This window comes from Glycomyces albidus (assembly GCF_009451885.1).
Lineage (GTDB): Bacteria > Actinomycetota > Actinomycetes > Mycobacteriales > Micromonosporaceae > Glycomyces > Glycomyces albidus.
Window position 1 is genome coordinate 65,826 of record NZ_WIAO01000020.1, and the last position, 19,698, is coordinate 85,523.

Genomic DNA, 19,698 nt, shown 5'->3' on the forward strand with positions numbered 1-19,698 from the left:
GTACAGCAATGCCGCGGTCGGCATCGCGCGATGCGCCTCAGCATAGCGAACTGCGGCGCGCCGGACCGCCGGGCCGGTCCCCCGCGGGCTCAGTGTCTGATTCCGGGCGTGTCGGTTTCGGGTGTGAAGAAGGTCTTGGCGGCGGCGAGGGCGGCGTCGTCGCGCAGGACCTGGCCGGGGCGGGATCCGCAGCCGAGGAGGACGCCGCGCCAGTCCATGCCCATGTACTCGGCGGAGAGGCGCAGGGTGCCGGCGAGCGGGGCGGCGGCGGCGGGGTCGTCGTCGCCTTGGACGGTGACGGCCCAGAGGCGGCGGCCGCGCATGCGGGCCTTGAAGTCGAGGCCGGGGACGCGCAGCCACCCCGACCAGTAGTCGAGGTAGTTCTTGATCGAGCCGCTCACCGAGTACCAGTACAGCGGGGAGGCGATCACGATGTCGGTGGCGGCGAGGGTCGCGTCCTGGACCGTCCGCTCGGGTCCTGTGGCGGGCGGGGTGGTGCCGTCGCCGGTGTGCCGGAGGTCCTTGAAGGGCGGGAGGGCGAGGTCGGCGAGGCGGATCCACTCCTGGGCGGCCTCGGGTTCGAGGTGTTCGGCGGCGGCGCGGGCGAGGGTCTCGGTGTTGCCGCCGGTGCGGGCGCTGCCGAGGAGGAACAGGAACGAGCGGGGCGAGGGCATGGGCGTGCTTTCGAGCGGCGGGACGGGACGAGGCGGGGTCTCCCGGTTCAAGGCCCGGGCCGGGCCCGGGTATTCCGGGCAAGAAAAAACCCGCCGGTCACCGGCGGGTGTTGGTGGGCGTACCAAGACTCGAACTTGGGACCTTCGAGTTATCAGCTCGACGCTCTAACCACCTGAGCTATACGCCCTTGCAGGTTGCGAGGCCGGGGACCTGGGGTCTCATCGGCGACGCTGAGAAAGATTACCCCATCATCGTTCCAGCGGCGAATCAGGGCCCCTCCGGGGAGGGACGGGCATCACTGGGCGGGAACGCAGGTGCGCCCGCGGCCGTCCGGCCGCGGGCGCACCGGTACTCGCTAGTCGCGTTCGGCGAGGGTGACCTCGACGCCGCCGACGAGGTCGGCGCAGACGTTGTAGATGAACGAGCCGAGTGTGGCCAGCGCGGTGAACAGGACCATGTTGACGACGCCGAGCAGGGCGGCGGCCCCGATGACGCCCTTCGCGGTGATCCGGAAGTCCTCCGCGGGGGTGCCCGAGTCGGCGTTGGTGCCCATGAGCATCTGCAGCATGTCGTTGACGGTGTCGAACACGCCCATCGCGTCGAGGGCGATGTAGAGGACGGTGGTCGCCACGACCATGACGATGAAGAGCACGATCGACACGGCGAACGCGAATTTCATCACCGACCACGGGTCGATGCGCTTGAGCCGCAGGCGGGCCCGGCGGGGGCCGCGTGCGGTGGCCTGGCTGACGGCCGCGCGGGCGGCGCGGACCGCGTCGGCGACGCGCGCCGACGAGGCGACGCCGGCGGCCTGGTTGGCCGCGGTGTTGCCGGTGGGCCCGGTGGGGATCGGGATCGCCTCCGGGGTGACCGGGGGCGGTGTCATGCCCGGCGGGCGCCGCAGTGTCAGCGTCTGGTCCTGTGCGGGCGCAGGGGCCGGTTCGGGGGCGGCGTCGGAAGCCGACGGTCCCGCTTCCGGCTCTGCGGCTGCGGACGGTTCGGAGGGCAGCTCCGGCACGTCGTCGTCGCGCTCGGTCTCCGCTGCGGTGGCCTTCGCGTCGGTCATCTACTCGTCCTGTCCCTCATCGGGTTCCGGTTCCTCGGCGCTCCTGGTGATGGCGAGCAGCGACACTTTCTCGGGCAGGTCGATCAGTTTGACGCCCTGGGTGTTGCGGTCCGACGTCTGCCGGACCGGCTTCACAGGAGTCCTGATGACCCCTCCCTCCGAGGTGATCGCGAACAGCTCGTCGTCGGGCGTCACCGACAGCGCCCCAACCAGGTCGCCGCGCCGTTCCGTGATCTTAGCCGTCAGAACGCCCTTGCCGCCGCGGCCCTGCTGCGGATACGCGTCGACCGGAGTGCGTTTCGCGTAGCCGCGGCTGGTGGCCACGAGGATGTCCATATTATCGCGGAGGACGATCATGGTGAGCAATTCGTCGTCCCCGACGAACCGCATCCCGATCACGCCGCTGGTCGCCCGGCCCATGGGGCGGAGCGCCTCGTCGGTGGCCTGGAACCGGATCGACTGGGCCTTGCGGGAGACGAGCAGCAGGTCGTCCTCGGGCTGGATGAGCGAGGCGCCGACCAGTTCGTCGCCGTCGCGCAGGTTGATGCCGATGAGGCCGCCGGTGCGCGGGGAGTCGAAGTCGGTGAGCTTGGACTTCTTCACCAGGCCGTTGCGGGTGGCCAGCACCAGGTAGGGGGCGACCTCGTAGTTGGCCATCTGGATGACCTGGGCGATGGTCTCGTCGGGGCCGAACGCGAGGATGTTCGCCACGTGCTGGCCGCGGGCGGTGCGGCTGGCCTCGGGCAGCTCGTAGGCCTTCGCGCGGTACACGCGGCCCTTGTTCGTGAAGAACAGGATCCAGTCGTGGGTGGTGCACACGAAGAAGTGGCTGACGATGTCGTCCTGCTTGAGCTGCGCGCCCTGGACGCCCTTGCCGCCGCGCTTCTGCGAGCGGAAGGAGTCGGTGGAGGTGCGCTTCACATAGCCGCCGCGGGTGATGGTCACCACGATGTCCTCGCGGGCGATGAGGTCCTCCATGGACACCTCGCCGGCGTCGGGGAGGATCTGGGTGCGGCGGTCGTCGCCCCAGCGGGCGACGACCGCCGCGAGCTCTTCGCGGACGATCTGGCGCTGCCGCTCGGGCTTGTCGAGGATGTCCTTGAGGTCGGCGATCTTGGCCTCGATCTCGGACAGCTCGTCGATGATCCGCTGCCGTTCGAGGGCGGCGAGGCGGCGCAGCTGCATGTCGAGGATGGCGACGGCCTGGACCTCGTCGACGTCGAGCAGCGACATGAGGCCCTGCTTCGACTCCTCGGCCGAGGGCGACCGGCGGATGAGCGCGATGGTCTCGTCGAGCAGGTCGAGGGCCTTGGCGAGGCCGCGGAGGATGTGGGCGCGCTCTTCGGCCTTGCGCATCCGGTACTGGGTGCGGCGGACGATGACGTCGATCTGGTGCGCGACGTAGTAGCGGACCATCTGCGCGATGTTCAGCGTCCGGGGCACGCCGTCGACCAGGGCGAGCATGTTCGCGCCGAACGTGTCCTGGAGCTGGGTGTGCTTGTACAGGTTGTTGAGGACGACCTTGGGGACGGCGTCGCGCTTGAGGACGACGACGATCCGCATGCCGGTGCGGCCGGAGGACTCGTCGCGGATGTCGGCGATGCCGCCGAGCTTGCCCTCCTTGACGAGGTCGGCGATGCGCTCGGCGAGGTTGTCGGGGTTGACCTGGTAGGGCAGTTCGGTCACGACCAGGCAGGGGCGGCCCTTGGCGTCCTCTTCGACCTCGATGACGGCGCGCATCTTGATGGAGCCGCGGCCGGTCCGGTAGGCGTCCTCGATGGCGGCGCGGCCGAGGATGGTGGCGCCGGTCGGGAAGTCGGGGCCGGTGATGATGCCGAGGATCGCCTCGAGGGCCTCGGCCTCGTCGGCGTCGGGGTGCTCGAGGCACCAGTCGACGGCCTTGGCGACCTCGCGGAGGTTGTGCGGCGGGATCTTGGTGGCCATGCCGACCGCGATGCCTTCGGAGCCGTTGACGAGCAGGTTCGGGATCCGGCTGGGGAGGATCGTCGGCTCGGTGGTCTTGCCGTCGTAGTTCGGCTCGAAGTCGACGGACTCCTCGTCGATGTCGCGGAGCATCTCCATCGCGAGCGGCTCGAGGCGCGACTCGGTGTACCGGTGCGCGGCGGCCGGGTCGTTGCCCGGGGAGCCGAAGTTGCCCTGGCCGTCGATGAGCGGGTAGCGCAGGCTCCACGGCTGAGCCATGCGGACCAGCGAGTCGTAGATCGCGCCGTCGCCGTGGGGGTGGAACTGCCCCATGACGTCGCCGATGACGCGCGAGCACTTGACGTACCCGCGGTCGGGGCGGTAGCCGCCGTCGTACATGGCGTACAGGATCTTGCGGTGGACCGGCTTGAGGCCGTCGCGGACGTCGGGCAGCGCGCGCCCGACGATGACGCTCATCGCGTAGTCGAGGTAGGACCGCGACATCTCCACTTCGATGCCGACCGGTTCGATGCGGCCGTGGCCCTCGGGGATCTCCAGCTGGTCTTGGTTGTTCTCAGGCACCAGTGCTTCCTTGCTGTGTCAGACGAAGTCGTTTCGGGCCGCTGCCGTGTCGTTCGGGCCGGGCCGTCGGATGTCCTGGCTGTGCCGTCAGATGTCCAGGAAGCGGACGTCCTTGGCGTTCTCCTGGATGAATCGGCGGCGGCTCTCCACGTCCTCCCCCATCAGGACGCTGAAGAGCTCGTCGGCGGTTGCCGCGTCGTCGAGCTGAACCTGGAGGAGGTTGCGCCGCGAGGGGTCCATGGTCGTCTCCCACAGCTCGGTGTAGTTCATCTCACCGAGGCCCTTGTAGCGCTGGACGCCGTCGGAGCGGCGCGGGTCGGCCTTGCCGGAGGCGACGCCGGCCTCGATGACCCGGTCGCGCTCGGCGTCGGAGTAGGCGTAGTCGACCAGGTCGCCCTTCTTGTTCCACTTGATCTTGTACAGCGGCGGCTGGCTCATGTACACGTGGCCGAGCTCGATGAGCGGGCGCATGAACCGGAACAGGAGGGTCAGCAGCAGCGTGTTGATGTGGTGGCCGTCGACGTCGGCGTCCGACATCAGGATGACCTTGTGGTAGCGGAGCTTCTCGGCGTCGAACTCCTCGTGGATCCCGGTGCCGAGGGCGGTGATCATGCCCTGGACCTCGTTGTTCTTGAGGATCTTGTCGAGGCGGGCCTTCTCGACGTTGAGGATCTTGCCGCGGATGGGCATGATCGCCTGGGTGCGCGGGTTGCGGCCCTGCTTGGCGGAGCCGCCGGCCGAGTCGCCCTCGACGACGAAGATCTCGCACTCCTCGGGGTTCGTCGACTGGCAGTCGGCGAGCTTGCCGGGCATCGAGGAGGTCTCGAGGAGGCTCTTGCGGCGGGCGAGCTTGCGGGCCTGCGCGGCGGCCTTGCGGGCGTTCGCGGCGCTGGAGGCCTTCTGGACGATGATCCGCGCTTCCTTGGGGTGGCGGTCGAGCCAGTCGGGGAGCCACTCGTTGCACACGCGCTGGACGAAGCCCTTGACCTCGGTGTTGCCGAGCTTGGTCTTGGTCTGGCCTTCGAACTGGGGTTCGCGGAGTTTGACGGAGATGATCGCGGCCAGGCCCTCGCGGATGTCGTCGCCGGAGAGGCGGTCCTTCTCGGACTTGATGATCTTCTTCTCGAGGCCGTACTTGTTGACCGCGTTGGTGAGCGCGGAGCGGAAGCCCTCTTCGTGGGTGCCGCCCTCGTGGGTGTTGATCGTGTTCGCGAACGTGTAGACCGATTCGCCGTAGGACTCGTTCCACTGCATGGCGACCTCGATCGCCTGCTCCGACTCCTCGGCGCTGAACGCGATGACCGTGGGGTGGATGGCGTTCTTCGAGGCGTTGAGGTGGCGGACGAAGTCGGCGATGCCCTCGTCGTACTTGAACGTGACGTGGCGGATGTTCCCGTCCTCGTCGACGTGTTCGGGGCGCTCGTCGCGGAGGGTGATGGACAGGCCCTTGTTGAGGAAGGCCATCTCCTGGAGGCGGCGGTAGATCGTCTTGTAGTCGAACTCGAGGGTCTCGAAGATCTCGCCGTCGGGCCAGAAGCTGACGATGGTGCCGGTCTCGTCGGTGGTCTCGCCCTTCTCCAGCGGGCCGGGCTGGGCGTGCTTGTAGTCCTGGCGCCACACGTGCCCGTCGCGGCGGATCTCGACCGAGACGCGGGTCGAGAGGGCGTTGACGACCGAGACGCCGACGCCGTGGAGGCCGCCGGAGACGGCGTACGTCTGGGAGTCGAACTTGCCGCCCGCGTGGAGGACGGTGAGGGCGACCTCGACGCCGGGCTTGCCGAGCTTGGGGTGGATGTCGACCGGGAAGCCGCGGCCGTCGTCCTTGACGCTCACGCCGCCGTCGGCGGTGAGGGTCACGAGGATGTCGGTGGCGTAGCCCGCCATGGCCTCGTCGACGGAGTTGTCGACGACCTCCTGGATGAGGTGGTGCAGGCCGCGCTCACCGGTCGAGCCGATGTACATGCCGGGCCGCTTCCTGACGGCCTCGAGGCCTTCGAGGACTGTCAGCGAACTGGCGCTGTACTCGTCCTGCTGCTTCGCCGCCACCGGCAACTCCTTCTGTCGTCGATTCGTCGTTCACGGTCGGTAGAGAAAAGCTAGTCCATGGCTGTGACACTTGCAGCCGGTCTGGCCGCGCAAGCGCCTGATGTCCGGCCCGGGGCCGCCGGCGCGGGCCTGCCCGGGGGCGGACCGGAGTCGGGGGCCGTACCGGGTCGCCGCCGCCGTGGCGGCCGTGGTGAGCCACGAAACAGGGCCGGACGCTGGAGAGCGCCGGCCGCGACCGCATCAGTCCATCCTACTGCGTCCGGTCTCGCGATACCCCTTCCGCGGCCCTCATTGTCGCCGCAGTCGCACTGGGAGCCGCGGACATGAACCCCCCTACGGACCTAGGGGTGTCCGGCTTCAGAACGTGTCACGAGAGCCATTGAACCGCACCCGCCTGGGGCCGAAGGAACGAGTCGGCTGCTTCGGGCCGACGATCTTCAGGCGCTTGACGACGCTCGGGCCCAGCGCCGCGGCGATCTTGGCGTGGATCTGGCGCGAGAACAGCCGCAGCTGCGTGGCCCAGGCGGTGGACTCGGCGACGACCAGGAGCTCGCCGTGCTCGAGCTGCTCGGGGCGGCAGTGGCTCGCGATCTCGGGGCCGACGATCGCCTCCCACCGGCCGAACACCGAGGCGTCGGCGACCTTCCGGGTCCAGCCGTTCTTGCGCACGACCTGCGGGAGGAGGCTCCCGAGCAGCTCGGGGTCGCGCTTGTCGGGCCCGGGACCGGACCACTCCTTGCGGAACCGCGGGTCGTCGGACCTGCCGCGCCGGCGCGGGCGCGGCCGGTAGTCGTAGCCGCCGTCAGAGGACACGCTTGACCTCCCCTTCCCACACGTCGTAGCGGGCGCCGGCGAGGCGGTCGGGCACGTCGCCGGCCACCGCGCAGGTGATGAGCGTCTGCGGGGCGGCCTCGGCGTACTCGGCGAGGCGCTCGCGGCGCGTGGCGTCGAGCTCGGCGAACACGTCGTCGAGGATCAGGATCGGCGCGGTGCCGTCCGCGCGCAGGAGTTCGAAGGCGCCCAGGCGCAGCGCCAGCGCCACCGACCAGGTCTCACCGTGGGAGGCGTAGCCCTTGACGGGGAGGCTGCCGAGCACGAGGTCGAGGTCGTCGCGGTGGGGGCCGACGAGGGTGGAGCCGCGTTCGACCTCCTTGGCGCGGGCGGCGGCGAGCGCGGCGGCGAGGCGGGCGGCGAGCACGTCGCGGTCGGCGGTGAGGCCGTCGCCGAGTTCGGACTCGTAGGCGAGGGCGACCTCGGAGCGCCCGTCGGCGATCTTGGCGTGGGCTTTGGCGACGGGTTCGGCGAGGTCGTCGAGGAGGGCGAGGCGCCCGGCCATGAGTTCGGCGCCGTGGGCGGCGAGGTGCGCGTCCCAGGCGTCGAGGGTGGCCATCTCGGCGCCGCCGGGGCCGCGGCCGCCGGTCTTCTTCGCGAGGTAGGCGGTGCGCAGGAGGGTGTTGCGCTGTTTGAGGACGCGTTCGTAGTCGGCGCGGACGCCGGCGAAGCGCGGGTAGCGGGCGCACAGGAGCTCGTCGAGGTAGCGGCGGCGCGCGGAGGGTTCGCCGCGGACGAGCGCGAGGTCCTCGGGGGCGAAGGCGATGGCCTTGAGCGCGCCGATGATCTCGCGGGGGCGTTTGAGGTCGGTGCGGCCCAGCCTGGCCTTGTTGGACTTGCCGGGGACGATCGCGAGCTCGGCGAGGAGGCGGCGGGACTCGTGGAGGATCTCGGCGCGGACGACGGCCTGCTCGCAGCCCTGCCGGACCAGGGGGGCGTCGGTGGAGACGCGGTGGGAGCGGAGGTTCGCCAGGTAGACCAGGGCCTCGACCAGGTTGGTCTTGCCGTGTCCGTTGGGGCCCACCAGGATCGAGGGCCCCTCGTCGAACATGACCTGGGCGTGCGCGTAGGACCGGAAGTCCGTCAACTGCAGCTGTCGTACACGCACGCCTCTATCCTGCCGCGTCGCTCGGGGGCGCTGCGTGCGAGCCCCCGCAAAGTGTTCGGTCGGACGTCGCGGGGCGCCGGGCCGGTCCCGGCACCGGCGGCTCCGCGGCGCTACTCGGATTTGACGGCGTGGCCGCCGAACTGGTTGCGGAGGGCCGCGACGGCCTTCATCGCCGGGGAGTCCTCCTGGCGCGAGGTGAAGCGGGCGAACAGCGATTCGGTGATGGCCGGGAGCGGGACGCGCAGGCGGATGCCCTCGTCCACGGTCCAGCGGCCTTCGCCGGAGTCCTCGACGTAGCCCTTGATGCGGGAGAGCTCGGGGTCCTCTTCGAGGGCGCGGTCCATGAGGTCGAGGAGCCAGGAGCGGATGACGGTGCCCGAGCGCCAGGACTTGAAGATCTCGGGGACGTTGTCGACGTACTCGCTGGCTTCGAGGAGCTCGTAGCCTTCGGCGTAGGCCTGCATCATGGCGTACTCGATGCCGTTGTGGACCATCTTCGCGTAGTGGCCGGCGCCGACGCCGCCGGCGTGGACGAAGCCGAACTCGCCTTCGGGCTTGAGCGCGTCGAAGACCGGCTGGAGGCGCTGCACGTCGGCTTCGGCGCCGCCGACCATGAGGGCGTACCCCTCGGTCAGGCCCCACACGCCGCCGGAGACGCCGGCGTCGATGTAGCCGATGCCGTGCTGGGCGAGCGCCTGCGCGTTGACCGCGTCGTCGGTGAAGCGGGAGTTGCCGCCGTCGACGACGATGTCGCCCTCGGACAGGAGCCCGGCCAGTTCGGCCACGGTGGACCGGGTGGGTTCCCCGGCGGGGACCATGACCCACACGGCCCGGGGGGCCTCGAGCGCGTCGACCAGTGCCGCGAGCGAGCCGACGTCGGCCACGTCCGGGTTGCGGTCGTACCCGACGACCTGGTGTCCAGCCTTTTCGAGCCGCAACTTCATGTTGCCGCCCATCTTGCCGAGCCCGATCATGCCCAGTTGCATGTCGCGCCCCCTCTCTGGAGAAGAGTCCAGTACATCCGCTTCAGCGAAGCCGTGCGCCAGGGTCACTCACGTCGTTGTGGGGTCAGGCGTCCCAACGCAATGGTTGCAGCATGTACAGGTACACGTCGTGGTTTGTGTCGGAATCCTCATCTTCGGGCGCGGGCTGCCCCGTCATCACGACCGGCTTCCCCAGTTCGTTCATCTTGAACGCGGTGTAGGGGGCGTCGACGGCGGAGAGGCCGTCGAGCAGGTAGGTCGGGTTGAACGCGATCTTGCCCGGTTCGCCGTCGAGCGAGCAGTCCATGGCCTCGGAGGCCTTGGCGTCCTCGGCGCCGCCGGCCTCGACCACGAGCCCGTCCTCGTCGAACGAGAGGCGGATGGGCGAGTTGCGGTCGCCGACGAGCGCGACGCGGCGGGCCACCTCGATGAGTTCGGCGGTCTTGACCTTCAGCGTGGTCGCGTACGAGGTGGCGAGGAGGCTGCGCAGCGGCGGGAGCTGGCCGTCGAGGACCCGCGAGGTGGTCTGGCGGCCGCCGGCGGTGAAGCCGATCATGCCGGGGGCGCCTTCGGTGCCCATGGGGACGGCGATGGTCACCGGCCCGGAGAGGGACCCGAAGGTGCGGGCGGTGTCGGCGAGGGCCTTGGCGGGGACGAGCACGGTGACGGCGACGTCGGAGGCGTTCGGCTCCCAGGAGGAGTCGCGGATCGCCATGCGGTACCGGTCGGTGGCGAGCATGCCGATGCCGCCGCCGGTCATCTCGATCTGGACGCCGGTCATCGTCGGCAGGGTCTCGTCCTTGCCGGCGGCGACGGCGGTCTGGGCGACGGCCTTCGCGAACTCCTCGGCGTCGATGGTCCCGATCGCCTCGGGCATCTGCGGCAGCGAGGGGTAGTCCTCCAGGGGCATGGTCGGCAGGGTGAAGCGGGCCGACCCGCACGTGAGTTCGGCGTGGGGGCCGTCGACGACGAAGTCGACCGGCTTGTTCGGGAGCGCCTTGACGATCTCGGCGAGGAGCTTGCCCGAGACCAGCGCGGTCCCGGCGGACTCCCCGGTGACCTCGACGATGACGCGGGTGGAGATCTCGTAGTCGAAGCCGGAGATGGTCAGGGTGCCCTCGTCGACCGACAGGCGGGCGCCTGCGAGGACGGGGACCGACGGGCGGGCCGGGAGGCTCTTCGCGGTCCAGGACACCGCGTCGGCGAAGGTGTCTCGATCGACTTGGAACTTCATGGGTCGCTCCTTCTGGATGAAGCTCGGTTGTTCACAGCGCTATTACTAATGGTTTCTCTATAGATATAACTGTCGTCGTAGTAGTCGGTGCTGTGGAAACTGTGGAAAACCCGCCTTTCCGCAGCTCTTTCACGGTTCCGGCCTGTGGACGGCCTGTGGAGAACCTGTGGATGAATCAGGAGCTTATCCACAGGCACCGACACCCGCCGAGTTTTCCACATCTCGTCCACAGCCTCATCCACAGCTTTTCCACAGGTTATGCACAGGCTTCTCCACAGCCTCAACGCGAATCAGAATCGCACTCCCGCGTGTTCTCCACACTCTGTCCACAGGCTTTCCACAGATTCCCGGGCTTTTCCACAGCTTTTCCACAACCTTGTCCACAGGCCCGCTCACTCGTCGGTGTGTTTCAAACGGTTCGTCAATTCCGCGATCTGGTTGTAGAGCGCGCGCCGCTCGGACATCTGCTTGCGGATCTTCTTGTTCGCGTGCATGACCGTGGTGTGGTCGCGGCCGCCGAACGCCTGCCCGATCCGCGGCAGCGACATGTCGGTCAACTCCCGGCACAGGTACATGGCCACCTGGCGGGCGTTCACGAGGATCCGCGAGCGCGAGTTCCCCTTGAGGTCGGCGGAGGCGACGCCGAAGTAGTCCGCGGTGGCCTGCATGATCTGGTCGACGGTGACCTCGGCGGTGTTGCCGCCCTCGGGGATGAAGTCGTGCAGCACCTCTTCGGCCAGGCCCAGGTCGACGGGCTTCTTGTTCAGGCTGGCGTACGCGGTGACGCGGATGAGCGCGCCTTCGAGCTCGCGGATGGAGTGGTGGATCTGGGTGGCGATGAACTCGACCGCGTCGGTGGGCACGTTCAGCTCGTCCTGGACGGCCTTCTTGCGCAGGATCGCGATGCGCGTCTCCAGGTCCGGCGGCTGGATGTCGGCGAGCAGGCCCCACTCGAAGCGGGTCCGCAGCCGGTCCTCGAGGGTCTGGAGCTGCTTCGGCGAGCGGTCCGAGGAGATCACGAGCTGCTTGTTCGCGTTGTGGAGCGCGTTGAAGGTGTGGAAGAACTCCTCCTGGGTGCGCTCCCGGTCCATGAGGAACTGGATGTCGTCGATGAGCAGGATGTCGACGTCCCGGTATCGGCGCTGGAACGCCTGCTGGCGCCGGTCCGAGAGGGAGTTGATGAAGTCGTTGGTGAACTCCTCGGTGGTCACGTACCGCACCGAGTGGGCGGTGCCGAGGTCGTGCGCGTAGTGCCCGACCGCGTGGAGGAGGTGGGTCTTGCCGAGCCCGGAGCCGCCGTAGATGAACAGCGGGTTGTACGCCTTCGCGGGGGCTTCGGCCACGGCGAACGCGGCCGCGTGCGCGAACCGGTTGGACGAGCCGATGACGAACGTGTCGAAGTTGTAGCGCGGGTTGAGCCGGCCGACCCCGTCGACGGCCTTGGCGGGCGCGGCCTGGTGTGCCTTGGTGATGTGGCCGCGGCGCTCGGGATCGGGGTCGTCCGAGGGCGGGGGCGCGACCGGCGGCGACGCCTGGTCCTTGTGCCCGTCCGCGCGGCGGGCCGCGGTCTCGGAGAGGACCCGCTCGAGCTCGGCCCCGTCGGCGGGGGGCGGCCCGTGGTGCGGCTCCTCCCAGCGGGGGCCCTCGGCCTCGGCGGGGCGGGCCGGCTGGTGCGGGATCGCGGCGGGCCGCTCGGGCTCGGTCTCGGCGGGGCGTTCGGCCTGTCGTTCGGTCTGGCGTTCGGCCGCGCGCTCTCCGGACCGGAACGCGGCGGTGTCGAACAGGCTCGGCGGGTTCTGGGCGGCCTGCTTGGGGACCGCCCGGTGCGGTTCGGCGCCGGGCGCGGGGCCGTCGAAGCTGGGCCGCTCGAACACGATGGTCGCGTCGGCCGCGTCGTGCGCGGCGGCGCCGTTCGCGGGCCCCTCGGAGGCCGGCTGCGGCTCGGCCGCCGGCTCCGGAGCAGGGGCGGTGTCGGCCTGCTTCTCCTGCAAGGTGACCGCGATCTGCGTCGGCTGGCCCAGATGCCGGGAGAGGGCCTCGCTGATCGGGACGCGGAGCTTCGACTCGAAGGCCGAGCGGGCGAACTTGTCGGGGGCGGCCACGATGAACGTGCCCGGCATCGACAGCACGGGCTGGGACAGCCGCATCCACGCCGCCTGCTGGCGGGTGAGCGAGGACGCCTCAGCCAGCTCGGCGGTCACCGCCGACCAGACTGCCGACAGATCTCGGTCGGTCACGTTCGCCATCCCTTTGTGCTCGTCGTCTGTCCCCGACCGGTCGGTTTCGCGAAGTCCGGGGGCCGCAGCCGGTAGGCTCCGATGCAGGCGTTCCGCACCGCCGCACCCGGTTCCCCCGGTGCCGCCCGCAGTGCGTCCCAGCAAGTTTTCCACAGGTTATCCACAGGCCTTCAGGTGCCCTGTGCACATGCGCCGCTTGTGACAATGTTTCCCGAATCACGGGGGTGACCTGGTATTTCTCGCAGGTCACCGGAGGATGCCGTTCCGGCGCCGCGAAACTCGCCCACGATCGGGGCAAAGTTATCCACAGGCTGCTCGCATCGGTCGCGGGAGCTCTGCGGACGCCTCCGGAGGACCGCTCGAAGGCGTCTCGGAAGGACGGTCGCCGCCGCCGTCCCCGCCCGGCCGGACCGCCCCCGGGTTGGCGGCGCCGCCGCCGCGGCGAGTAACATGAGGTGGTTGCCCGTCGAACCAGAGGGGCATGCCACACCCGCCGTCCGCGGCTGGGGCGGCGCGCGAATGCCCTGCTAGGCTGTTCTCCGCGTCCCCGCAGCCCGCCGCCGGGCCGGGTCAGGCCCGGGGGGCCGCCGACGCAGTGGCAATTTGATTCGTAATGGGAGACATCCGTCGTGAGCAAGCGCACCTACCAGCCGAACAACCGCCGTCGCAAGCGCACCCACGGCTTCCGGCTGCGCATGCGCACCCGTGCCGGCCGCGCCATCGTCAACGCGCGCCGCAACAAGGGTCGCAAGCAGCTGACCGTCTGAGCGCTTGCCTCCGGACCCCTGCACCTCCGGGCGCTCGAACGACCGCCCGGCAGGGGTCCCGATGAGGACGTGATCCAGGTGCTTCCAGCCGACGCGCGCATCCGCAGCAGCCGGGACTTCGGTGCCGCGCTCAAGCGCGGCCGCCGCGCCGCCCGCGGCGGCGTCGTCGTGCACTGGGCACCCGCGCCCCGACCGGCGGACGCTGAACCGGCAGACACCGACACGCCCGATCCGACGACACCGTCCGAAGCCGATGCGAACCGCACGGCGCGGGCGGGTTTCGTCGTCTCCAAGGCCGTCGGCAACGCCGTCGTCCGCAACAAGGTCAAGCGCCGCCTCCGCCACGCCGCCGCCGCCGAGCTGCCGCACTGGCCCGCCGGGACCGACGTCGTCGTCCGGGCCACCCCGAAGGCCGCCGAACGCGACTTCAGCGAGCTCCAGCGCGACCTCTCCGAAGCCGTGAAGGCGGCCCGCAGCGCCAAAGGCGGCCGCTCCCGCCGGGGCCGGCCATGACGGTCCCCGCGGCCGGACCGGCACCCCGGCCGACGCCCCTCGCCGCAGCACTCCGCCGCCGTTCCCCCACGGCCCCTTCCGACTCCGGATCCGCCGACCGTGCCACGCCGGCGGCACTCGGAGCCGGTTCACTCCAGGCGCCGTGCGGCTGCTCGGCTTCGGAGCCCTGCGTTTGTTCGCCTTCGGCGCCGTGCGCTTGTTCGCCTTCGGCACTCTGCACTTGTTCGCCTTCAGCGAAAGCCCTTGAACGCGAGGCGGAATCCCCCCTGGTCCGAGTGGTCGGCGCCCCGGTGGTCGCGTACCGTCGGTGGATAAGCCCGGCCCTCCCGGCCCGCTGCCGCTTCTACCCCAGTTGCAGCGCATATACCCTTGAGGCGCTGTCCCGGCACGGAGTCGTGCGTGGCATATGGTTGAGCCTGCGACGCCTGGGACGGTGCCACCCCTTTCATGCGGGGGGTTTCGACCCCGTGCCCCCTCGGCATGACCATGTGAAGCATTCGAAGAGCGAGATGACTGGAGTCCGCAAGTGATGGAGTGGGCCTACGACGGCGTGTCCTGGGTGCTACTGCGGTGGCACGACCTCTGGTCGAACGTCTTCGACGGCAACCAGGCGCTGGCCACCGACTGGGCGTGGGTCCTCGCCATCGTCGGCGTCGTCATCACCCTGCGGGTGATCCTCTTCCCGCTGTTCGTCAAGCAGATCCAGTCGCAGCGCGCGATGCAGAAGCTCGCCCCCGAGATCAAGGCGCTCCAGGAGCGCTACAAAGGCGACCGCGAGACGCTCCAGAAAGAGATGATGGAGCTGTACCGGAAGGAGAAGGCCAACCCGCTCATGGGCTGCCTTCCCATCCTGATCCAGATGCCCGTCTTCCTGGCGCTCTTCCACGTGCTCCGCCGTCCGGACCCCGACCAGACGATGAACACGACGCTCTACTTCTGGACGCAGAGCGACTGGGACACCTACGTCGACGCGAAGCTGTTCGGCGCGCCGTTCTGGAGCACGTTCCTCACCTCCGGCGACCAGTTGGCCGCAGTGGACTCCACGCCCCTCGTGGTGAAGCTCGTCGCCGGCGTCCTCGGCGCGGCGATGATCCTGACGACCTTCCTGACCACCCGTCAGATGATCCTCAAGACCGGCTGGAACGAGGACCCCAACCAGCGGATGATCCAGAAGGTGATGCTCTACGGCATCCCGGTCATCATGATCTTCTCCGCCGGCGCGTTCCCGATCGGCGTGGTCATCTACTGGACCGTGAACAACCTCTTCTCGCTGGCGCAGCAGCAGTACGTGCTGCACAAGTACCCGCCGCCCGCGCAGAGCGCCTCGGCCAAGCCGCCGAAGCCCGGAACCAAGGCCCACGAGAAGATGCTCGAGGAGCAGCGCGAGGCCGAGCGGCGCCGCAAGGAACTGGCCCCCAAGCCGGGCAAGCGGCCGAAGCCCGCCGCCGCGAACACCCCGAAGCCGAAGCAGGACCCCAAGCCGAGCGCGAACGGCTCGTCGGTCAACGGCTCGGACGGCGCCGGCACCGTCAAGGGCGGTCCGGGCTCGGGCAAGAACCTCTCGCGGGCGGAGCGCATCGCGCGGGCCAAGAAGGTCAGCGGTGCACAGCAGGCCTCCAAGAAGAAAAAAGGCTAGGGGGAGGATCCGAGGCGGCGCAGGCGCCACCGGATCAGCCACAATGGTGCAAACTAGGCTTATAACGAGCGATAGGACGAGTTGGCAATTATGGGAGCAACGGTGCGGGAGGACGAGGTGGCCTCCGAAGACGACCTCTTTGAGCAGAGCGAAGTGGCGGCCGACTACATGGAAGGCCTCCTCGACATCCTCGACCTCGACGGGGACATCGACGAACTCGTCGTCGGCGACCGCCCTCAGGTCGAGATCGTCGGCGAGGACCTCGGCGGCCTCGTCGGACCCAAGGGACAGACCCTCGAAGCCCTGCAGGAACTGTGCCGCCTCGCGGTGTACCGCAAGACCGGGGACCACTCGCGCCTGATGCTCGACATCGGGGGCTACCGCGCCGGGCGCCGCAAGAAGCTCACCGAGCTGGCCGAGAAGACCGCCAAGCGGGTCCTCGAGACCGGCAGCGTCGTGAAGCTCGACCCGATGAGCGCCTTCGAGCGGAAGTGCGTCCACGACGTCATCAACGCGACCGACGGCGTCCAGAGCGAATCCGAAGGCGCCGAACCGCGCCGCCGGGTCGTCGTGAAGCCGGCGGAGTAGTCGATCGAATGAACGAAGAGCCGGAAGGCTCCGAATCCGCCGAGGCCAATGTTTCACGTGAAACATTGGCCTCTGTGTTCGGAGCGACCGATCCCCAGAGTGCGGACGAGCGCATCGCCCAGGCCGAAGGGTACGTCGGCCTCCTGTCCACCATCGGCATCGAACGCGGCATCATCGGCCCGCGGGAGGTGCCGCGGCTGTGGGGCCGGCATGTGCTCGGCAGCGCCGTGGTGGAGGAGCTGATCCCCGGCGAGTCCGACGTCATCGACGTCGGCACCGGCGGCGGCCTCCCGGGAATCCCGCTGGCGATCGCCCGCCCGGACATCTGGGTGACGCTCGTCGAGCCGATGCAGCGGCGGGTCGATTTCCTCGACGAGGTGATCGCCGCGCTCGGCATCCGGAATGTCGAGGTGCTCCGGGCCCGCGCCGAGGAGGTCGACCCGAAAGGCAAGGCCGACATCGTGGTCTCGCGGGCGGTCGCACCGCTCGGGAAGCTCGCGGGCTGGTGCCTGCCGCTCGCCCGGGTCGGCGGCCTCATGCTGGCGATCAAGGGACAGAGCGCGTCCGAGGAGATCGCGCGCGACGCGAAGACCGTGCGGCGTCTCGGCGGCGGGCCGGCCAACATCAGCCTGTGCGGCGAGTCGAAGCTCAGTGATCCCGTCTTCCCGGTCCCCGCAACGGTTGTGGCGATCGAACGGGTGAGATGACTTACCGCGCCAACGCGACCGCAAAATTCATATTGCGAAAGCCCTAGTGCCGCAGTAAGTGCCGCGATGAGAACCTCGTCGCGGCACTGTGCATTCGGCGTTGAGCGCTCGAACCGGATAACCTATCCCGAGTAAGTTACTCCGAGCAGGGCGATGTTTCACGTGAAACATTCGGCCCGTAGTCTGTGGCGGTGAACGTGCGCGACCCCCTTCCCCCCGAAGATCGTGAACACAGCTCCCTTGGCGGCGATACCCCGGCCGAACGGCGTATCCGGAACCTCCTCGATGCGGCCGTGAGCGAAGAGGCGCCGCCGTCGCGCCGTCACCGCTATCGAGAAACCTCTCCTGAATCGGGTGGCGCAGCCCCGGCCTACGGGCAGTCTGGGTCAGAATCGGTTGCGGGACAGTCCGGTACAAGTGCCGGAGGGTCCGACAGCAGCGGCGAACGGGGGAACGGGATGGCGAGATCGACATCGCGCGGCAGGACCGGACGGCACCTGGCGCCCGACGAGGCGCAGACGCGGCCTCAGGAGGTACCGACCGGCAACGGGCAGCAGTCCGCGAAACCGGTGCCGCAGCAGTCGGTGTCGTTGGAAAAGGGCCAGCCGCTCGACGACGATCTGCCGCTGGCGCGCGAGGCGCAGCGGGCGGTCCGCGTCCTCAACCCCTCCGGTTCGGTGACGATGCCCCGGCCGACCCGCCGCCGCGTCTTCGCGGTCGCGAACCAGAAGGGCGGCGTCGGCAAGACCACGAGCACCGTGAACCTGGCGGTCGCACTGGCGCTGCACGGCAACCGCGTCATGGTCATCGACCTCGACCCGCAGGGGAACGCGTCCACCGGTCTCGGCGTCGAGCACGGCGCGGGGACGCCGAGCGTCTACGAGGCGCTCGTGGAGGGCATGTCCCTCGACGAGATCGCGACCCCGGTCGACGGGATCCCCTCGCTCTACTGCGTCCCGGCGACGATCGACCTCGCCGGCGCCGAAGTCGAACTCGTCAATGTGGTCGCCCGCGAAGGGCGCCTGGAGAAGAGCATCGCCACCTTCAGCGGCGAGCTCGACTACATCTTCATCGACTGCCCGCCGTCGCTCGGCCTCCTCACCGTCAACGCGCTCGTCGCCGCCGAGGAGGTCCTGATCCCGATCCAGTGCGAGTACTACGCGCTCGAGGGACTCGGCCAGCTCCTGCGGAACATCGAGCTCATCAAGGCGCACCTCAACGCGCGCCTGCGCGTCTCGACCATCCTGCTCACCATGTACGACAAGCGGACCAAGCTCGCCGACCAGGTGGAGCAGGAAGTGCGCGGGCACTTCAGCGAGATCGTGCTCGACGCGGTGGTCCCGCGGAGCGTCCGTGTCTCCGAGGCTCCCGGCTACGGGCAGTCGATCATGACATACGACCCCGGTTCGCGGGGTGCGGCGAGCTATTTCGAAGCGGCCGAAGAGATCGCCCTGCGGGGCGCCAAGCTCTCGCGGCGCGGGAAGAACCAGAAGGGCGGGAACTAGTCGATGGCTGCGGCGAAGCGCGGAGGGCTCGGTCGCGGACTGGGCGCGCTCATTCCGACCGGTCTGGCGGAGAGCACGACGACGGAGGCCGACGACGCACCGGCGACCGCGGCGGCACCCCGCCAGACGGCCGTGATCGAGCGGGACCCCGATCAGGACCGCGATGTTTCACGTGAAACATCGGCCCCCGAACCCGAGCCGGCTCCCGATGTTTCACGTGAAACATCGGACGGTCCGGACCTCGTGCCGGTCCCCGGAGCGAGCTTCCAGTTGATCCCCATCGCCGACATCGGCACCAACCCGAAGCAGCCCCGGCAGTACTTCGACGACGAGCACCTCCTCGAACTCCAGACCTCTCTCTCCGAAGTCGGGATGCTCCAGCCGATCGCGGTCCGCGAGCGCACCCCCGAAGAGCCCCGCGAGGACGGCGCCCGGTTCGAACTCGTCATGGGCGAACGCCGCCTCCGCGCGGCGACCGCGCTCGGCTGGGAGACGATCCCGGCCATCATCCGCCGCACGGCCGACGAGGAACTCCTCCGCGAGGCGCTGCTCGAGAACATCCACCGGGTGCAGTTGAACCCGCTCGAAGAGGGCGCGGCGTACGCGCAACTCCTCGAGGAGTTCAACGTGACCCAGGAGGAGCTGTCGAAGAAGATCGGGCGCAGCCGCCCCCAGATCTCGAACATGATCCGGCTTCTCGGCCTGCCGCCCACGGTCCAGACGAAGGTCGCCGCCGGCGTCCTCACCGCGGGCCACGCCCGGGCGCTCCTCGGACTCGACAGCGCCGACACCCAGGAGCACATCGCCGAGCGCATCATCAGCGAAGGACTGTCGGTGCGCAGCACCGAGGAGCTCGTGACGGCCAACCGCCTCGAGGAGAAGCCGGAACTCGACGAGCCGCGCCCGAGGGACTCGCGCGCCGCGAAGGACCGCATCAAGGCCCCCGGTCTGGAGGAGCTGAAGGAGCGACTCTCGGACCACTTCGAGACGCAGGTGTCGATCTCCTGGGGCCGCAAGAAGGGCAAGATCGTCATCGAGTTCGGGTCGCTCTCCGACCTGGACCGGATCGTCGAGCAGATCGGTGTGGAGTAGCGCCGGTCGAGCAGGGCCGTTCGCGTAGGGGCCGTTCGAATAGGCCGAGTCGAACCGGCCTCGGACCGGTTCGCGGAGCGTCGGACTTCCAAGGCGGCGCGACGCTTCCGGGCCGCGCGACCGATCACCCTGCGGCGCATCCGCCTTGAATCCCAGACGAACACCGAGCCCCCGACGAACAGGGTCTCCAAGAACGAAGCGGGCG

General features: G+C 69.3%; 17 protein-coding genes and 1 tRNA gene. 8 read left to right on the plus strand and 10 right to left on the minus strand.

The window, feature by feature from the left end; translation table 11 throughout:
- Positions 1 to 89 precede the first annotated feature (89 nt).
- The 10 genes from GFD30_RS16385 to dnaA form a co-directional block, all read right to left on the minus strand.
- Positions 90 to 674, minus strand: a complete 585-nt coding sequence (locus GFD30_RS16385; protein ID WP_153026269.1) for a flavodoxin family protein — start codon at positions 672 to 674, stop codon at positions 90 to 92.
- Positions 675 to 785: 111 nt separating this feature from the next.
- Positions 786 to 862: transfer RNA gene (locus GFD30_RS16390), tRNA-Ile, on the minus strand.
- 168 nt (positions 863 to 1,030) lie between these two features.
- Positions 1,031 to 1,741 (minus strand): DUF3566 domain-containing protein, encoded by a 711-nt coding sequence (locus GFD30_RS16395; RefSeq protein ID WP_153026270.1) that lies wholly within the window; start codon positions 1,739 to 1,741, stop codon positions 1,031 to 1,033.
- Positions 1,742 to 4,246, minus strand: coding sequence for a DNA gyrase subunit A (gyrA, locus tag GFD30_RS16400; RefSeq protein WP_322633318.1), 2,505 nt, complete (start codon positions 4,244 to 4,246; stop codon positions 1,742 to 1,744).
- An 87-nt stretch (positions 4,247 to 4,333) separates the two neighbouring features.
- On the minus strand, positions 4,334 to 6,292 hold the full coding sequence (gyrB, locus tag GFD30_RS16405; RefSeq protein WP_407649073.1) for a DNA topoisomerase (ATP-hydrolyzing) subunit B: 1,959 nt from the start codon (positions 6,290 to 6,292) through the stop codon (positions 4,334 to 4,336).
- 357 nt (positions 6,293 to 6,649) lie between these two features.
- Positions 6,650 to 7,105, minus strand: a complete 456-nt coding sequence (locus tag GFD30_RS16410; RefSeq protein WP_322633319.1) for a DciA family protein — start codon at positions 7,103 to 7,105, stop codon at positions 6,650 to 6,652.
- On the minus strand, positions 7,095 to 8,174 hold the full coding sequence (recF, locus tag GFD30_RS16415) for a DNA replication/repair protein RecF (RefSeq protein ID WP_407649078.1): 1,080 nt from the start codon (positions 8,172 to 8,174) through the stop codon (positions 7,095 to 7,097). Before recF ends, GFD30_RS16410 begins: the two co-directional genes overlap by 11 nt.
- Before the next feature lie 167 nt (positions 8,175 to 8,341).
- The gene (gene gnd, locus GFD30_RS16420; protein WP_153026273.1) at positions 8,342 to 9,217 is read right to left on the minus strand and encodes a phosphogluconate dehydrogenase (NAD(+)-dependent, decarboxylating); all 876 of its coding nucleotides are present in this window, start codon (positions 9,215 to 9,217) and stop codon (positions 8,342 to 8,344) included.
- An 82-nt stretch (positions 9,218 to 9,299) separates the two neighbouring features.
- Positions 9,300 to 10,448, minus strand: coding sequence for a DNA polymerase III subunit beta (gene dnaN, locus GFD30_RS16425; protein ID WP_153026274.1), 1,149 nt, complete (start codon positions 10,446 to 10,448; stop codon positions 9,300 to 9,302).
- Between the two features lie 392 nt (positions 10,449 to 10,840).
- Positions 10,841 to 12,694 carry a chromosomal replication initiator protein DnaA gene (gene dnaA, locus GFD30_RS16430; protein ID WP_153026275.1) on the minus strand — a complete coding sequence of 618 codons (1,854 nt, stop codon included), beginning with the start codon at positions 12,692 to 12,694 and terminating at the stop codon, positions 10,841 to 10,843.
- A gap of 620 nt (positions 12,695 to 13,314) precedes the next feature.
- On the opposite strand from dnaA, the gene rpmH reads away from it, so the two are divergent.
- The 8 genes from rpmH to GFD30_RS16470 all read left to right on the plus strand — a co-directional run bounded on the left by rpmH (position 13,315) and on the right by GFD30_RS16470 (position 19,493).
- Positions 13,315 to 13,452 (plus strand): 50S ribosomal protein L34, encoded by a 138-nt coding sequence (rpmH, locus tag GFD30_RS16435; protein ID WP_091053947.1) that lies wholly within the window; start codon positions 13,315 to 13,317, stop codon positions 13,450 to 13,452.
- Positions 13,453 to 13,530: 78 nt separating this feature from the next.
- On the plus strand, positions 13,531 to 13,965 hold the full coding sequence (gene rnpA / locus GFD30_RS16440; RefSeq protein WP_407649079.1) for a ribonuclease P protein component: 435 nt from the start codon (positions 13,531 to 13,533) through the stop codon (positions 13,963 to 13,965).
- 275 nt (positions 13,966 to 14,240) lie between these two features.
- Positions 14,241 to 14,495, plus strand: coding sequence for a membrane protein insertion efficiency factor YidD (gene yidD, locus GFD30_RS28275; RefSeq protein ID WP_407649074.1), 255 nt, complete (start codon positions 14,241 to 14,243; stop codon positions 14,493 to 14,495).
- Positions 14,495 to 15,601 carry a membrane protein insertase YidC gene (gene yidC / locus GFD30_RS16450; RefSeq protein ID WP_153026310.1) on the plus strand — a complete coding sequence of 369 codons (1,107 nt, stop codon included), beginning with the start codon at positions 14,495 to 14,497 and terminating at the stop codon, positions 15,599 to 15,601. The genes yidD and yidC overlap by 1 nt, the downstream gene beginning before the upstream one ends.
- 90 nt (positions 15,602 to 15,691) lie before the next feature.
- A complete protein-coding gene (locus GFD30_RS16455; RefSeq protein ID WP_153026277.1) occupies positions 15,692 to 16,189 on the plus strand; it encodes a Jag family protein in 498 nt (165 codons plus the stop codon).
- 74 nt (positions 16,190 to 16,263) lie between these two features.
- Positions 16,264 to 16,896 carry a 16S rRNA (guanine(527)-N(7))-methyltransferase RsmG gene (gene rsmG / locus GFD30_RS16460; RefSeq protein ID WP_322633323.1) on the plus strand — a complete coding sequence of 211 codons (633 nt, stop codon included), beginning with the start codon at positions 16,264 to 16,266 and terminating at the stop codon, positions 16,894 to 16,896.
- Positions 16,897 to 17,354: 458 nt separating this feature from the next.
- A complete protein-coding gene (locus GFD30_RS16465; protein ID WP_194201995.1) occupies positions 17,355 to 18,401 on the plus strand; it encodes a ParA family protein in 1,047 nt (348 codons plus the stop codon).
- A gap of 3 nt (positions 18,402 to 18,404) precedes the next feature.
- The gene (locus tag GFD30_RS16470; RefSeq protein WP_153026279.1) at positions 18,405 to 19,493 is read left to right on the plus strand and encodes a ParB/RepB/Spo0J family partition protein; all 1,089 of its coding nucleotides are present in this window, start codon (positions 18,405 to 18,407) and stop codon (positions 19,491 to 19,493) included.
- The last annotated feature ends 205 nt before the right edge of the window (positions 19,494 to 19,698 follow it).

What these genes read in the sequence shown, in the direction of transcription:
- GFD30_RS16385 (WP_153026269.1), bottom strand. Translation starts at nt 674, where the DNA reads ATGCCCTCGCCCCGCTCGTTCCTGTTCCTCCTCGGCAGCGCCCGCACC.
- GFD30_RS16395 (WP_153026270.1), bottom strand. Translation starts at nt 1,741, where the DNA reads ATGACCGACGCGAAGGCCACCGCAGCGGAGACCGAGCGCGACGACGAC.
- recF (WP_407649078.1), bottom strand. Translation starts at nt 8,174, where the DNA reads ATGTTCGACGAGGGGCCCTCGATCCTGGTGGGCCCCAACGGACACGGC.
- gnd (WP_153026273.1), bottom strand. Translation starts at nt 9,217, where the DNA reads ATGCAACTGGGCATGATCGGGCTCGGCAAGATGGGCGGCAACATGAAG.
- dnaN (WP_153026274.1), bottom strand. Translation starts at nt 10,448, where the DNA reads ATGAAGTTCCAAGTCGATCGAGACACCTTCGCCGACGCGGTGTCCTGG.
- dnaA (WP_153026275.1), bottom strand. Translation starts at nt 12,694, where the DNA reads ATGGCGAACGTGACCGACCGAGATCTGTCGGCAGTCTGGTCGGCGGTG.
- yidC (WP_153026310.1), top strand. Translation starts at nt 14,495, where the DNA reads ATGGAGTGGGCCTACGACGGCGTGTCCTGGGTGCTACTGCGGTGGCAC.
- GFD30_RS16455 (WP_153026277.1), top strand. Translation starts at nt 15,692, where the DNA reads ATGGGAGCAACGGTGCGGGAGGACGAGGTGGCCTCCGAAGACGACCTC.
- GFD30_RS16465 (WP_194201995.1), top strand. Translation starts at nt 17,355, where the DNA reads ATGGCGAGATCGACATCGCGCGGCAGGACCGGACGGCACCTGGCGCCC.
- GFD30_RS16470 (WP_153026279.1), top strand. Translation starts at nt 18,405, where the DNA reads ATGGCTGCGGCGAAGCGCGGAGGGCTCGGTCGCGGACTGGGCGCGCTC.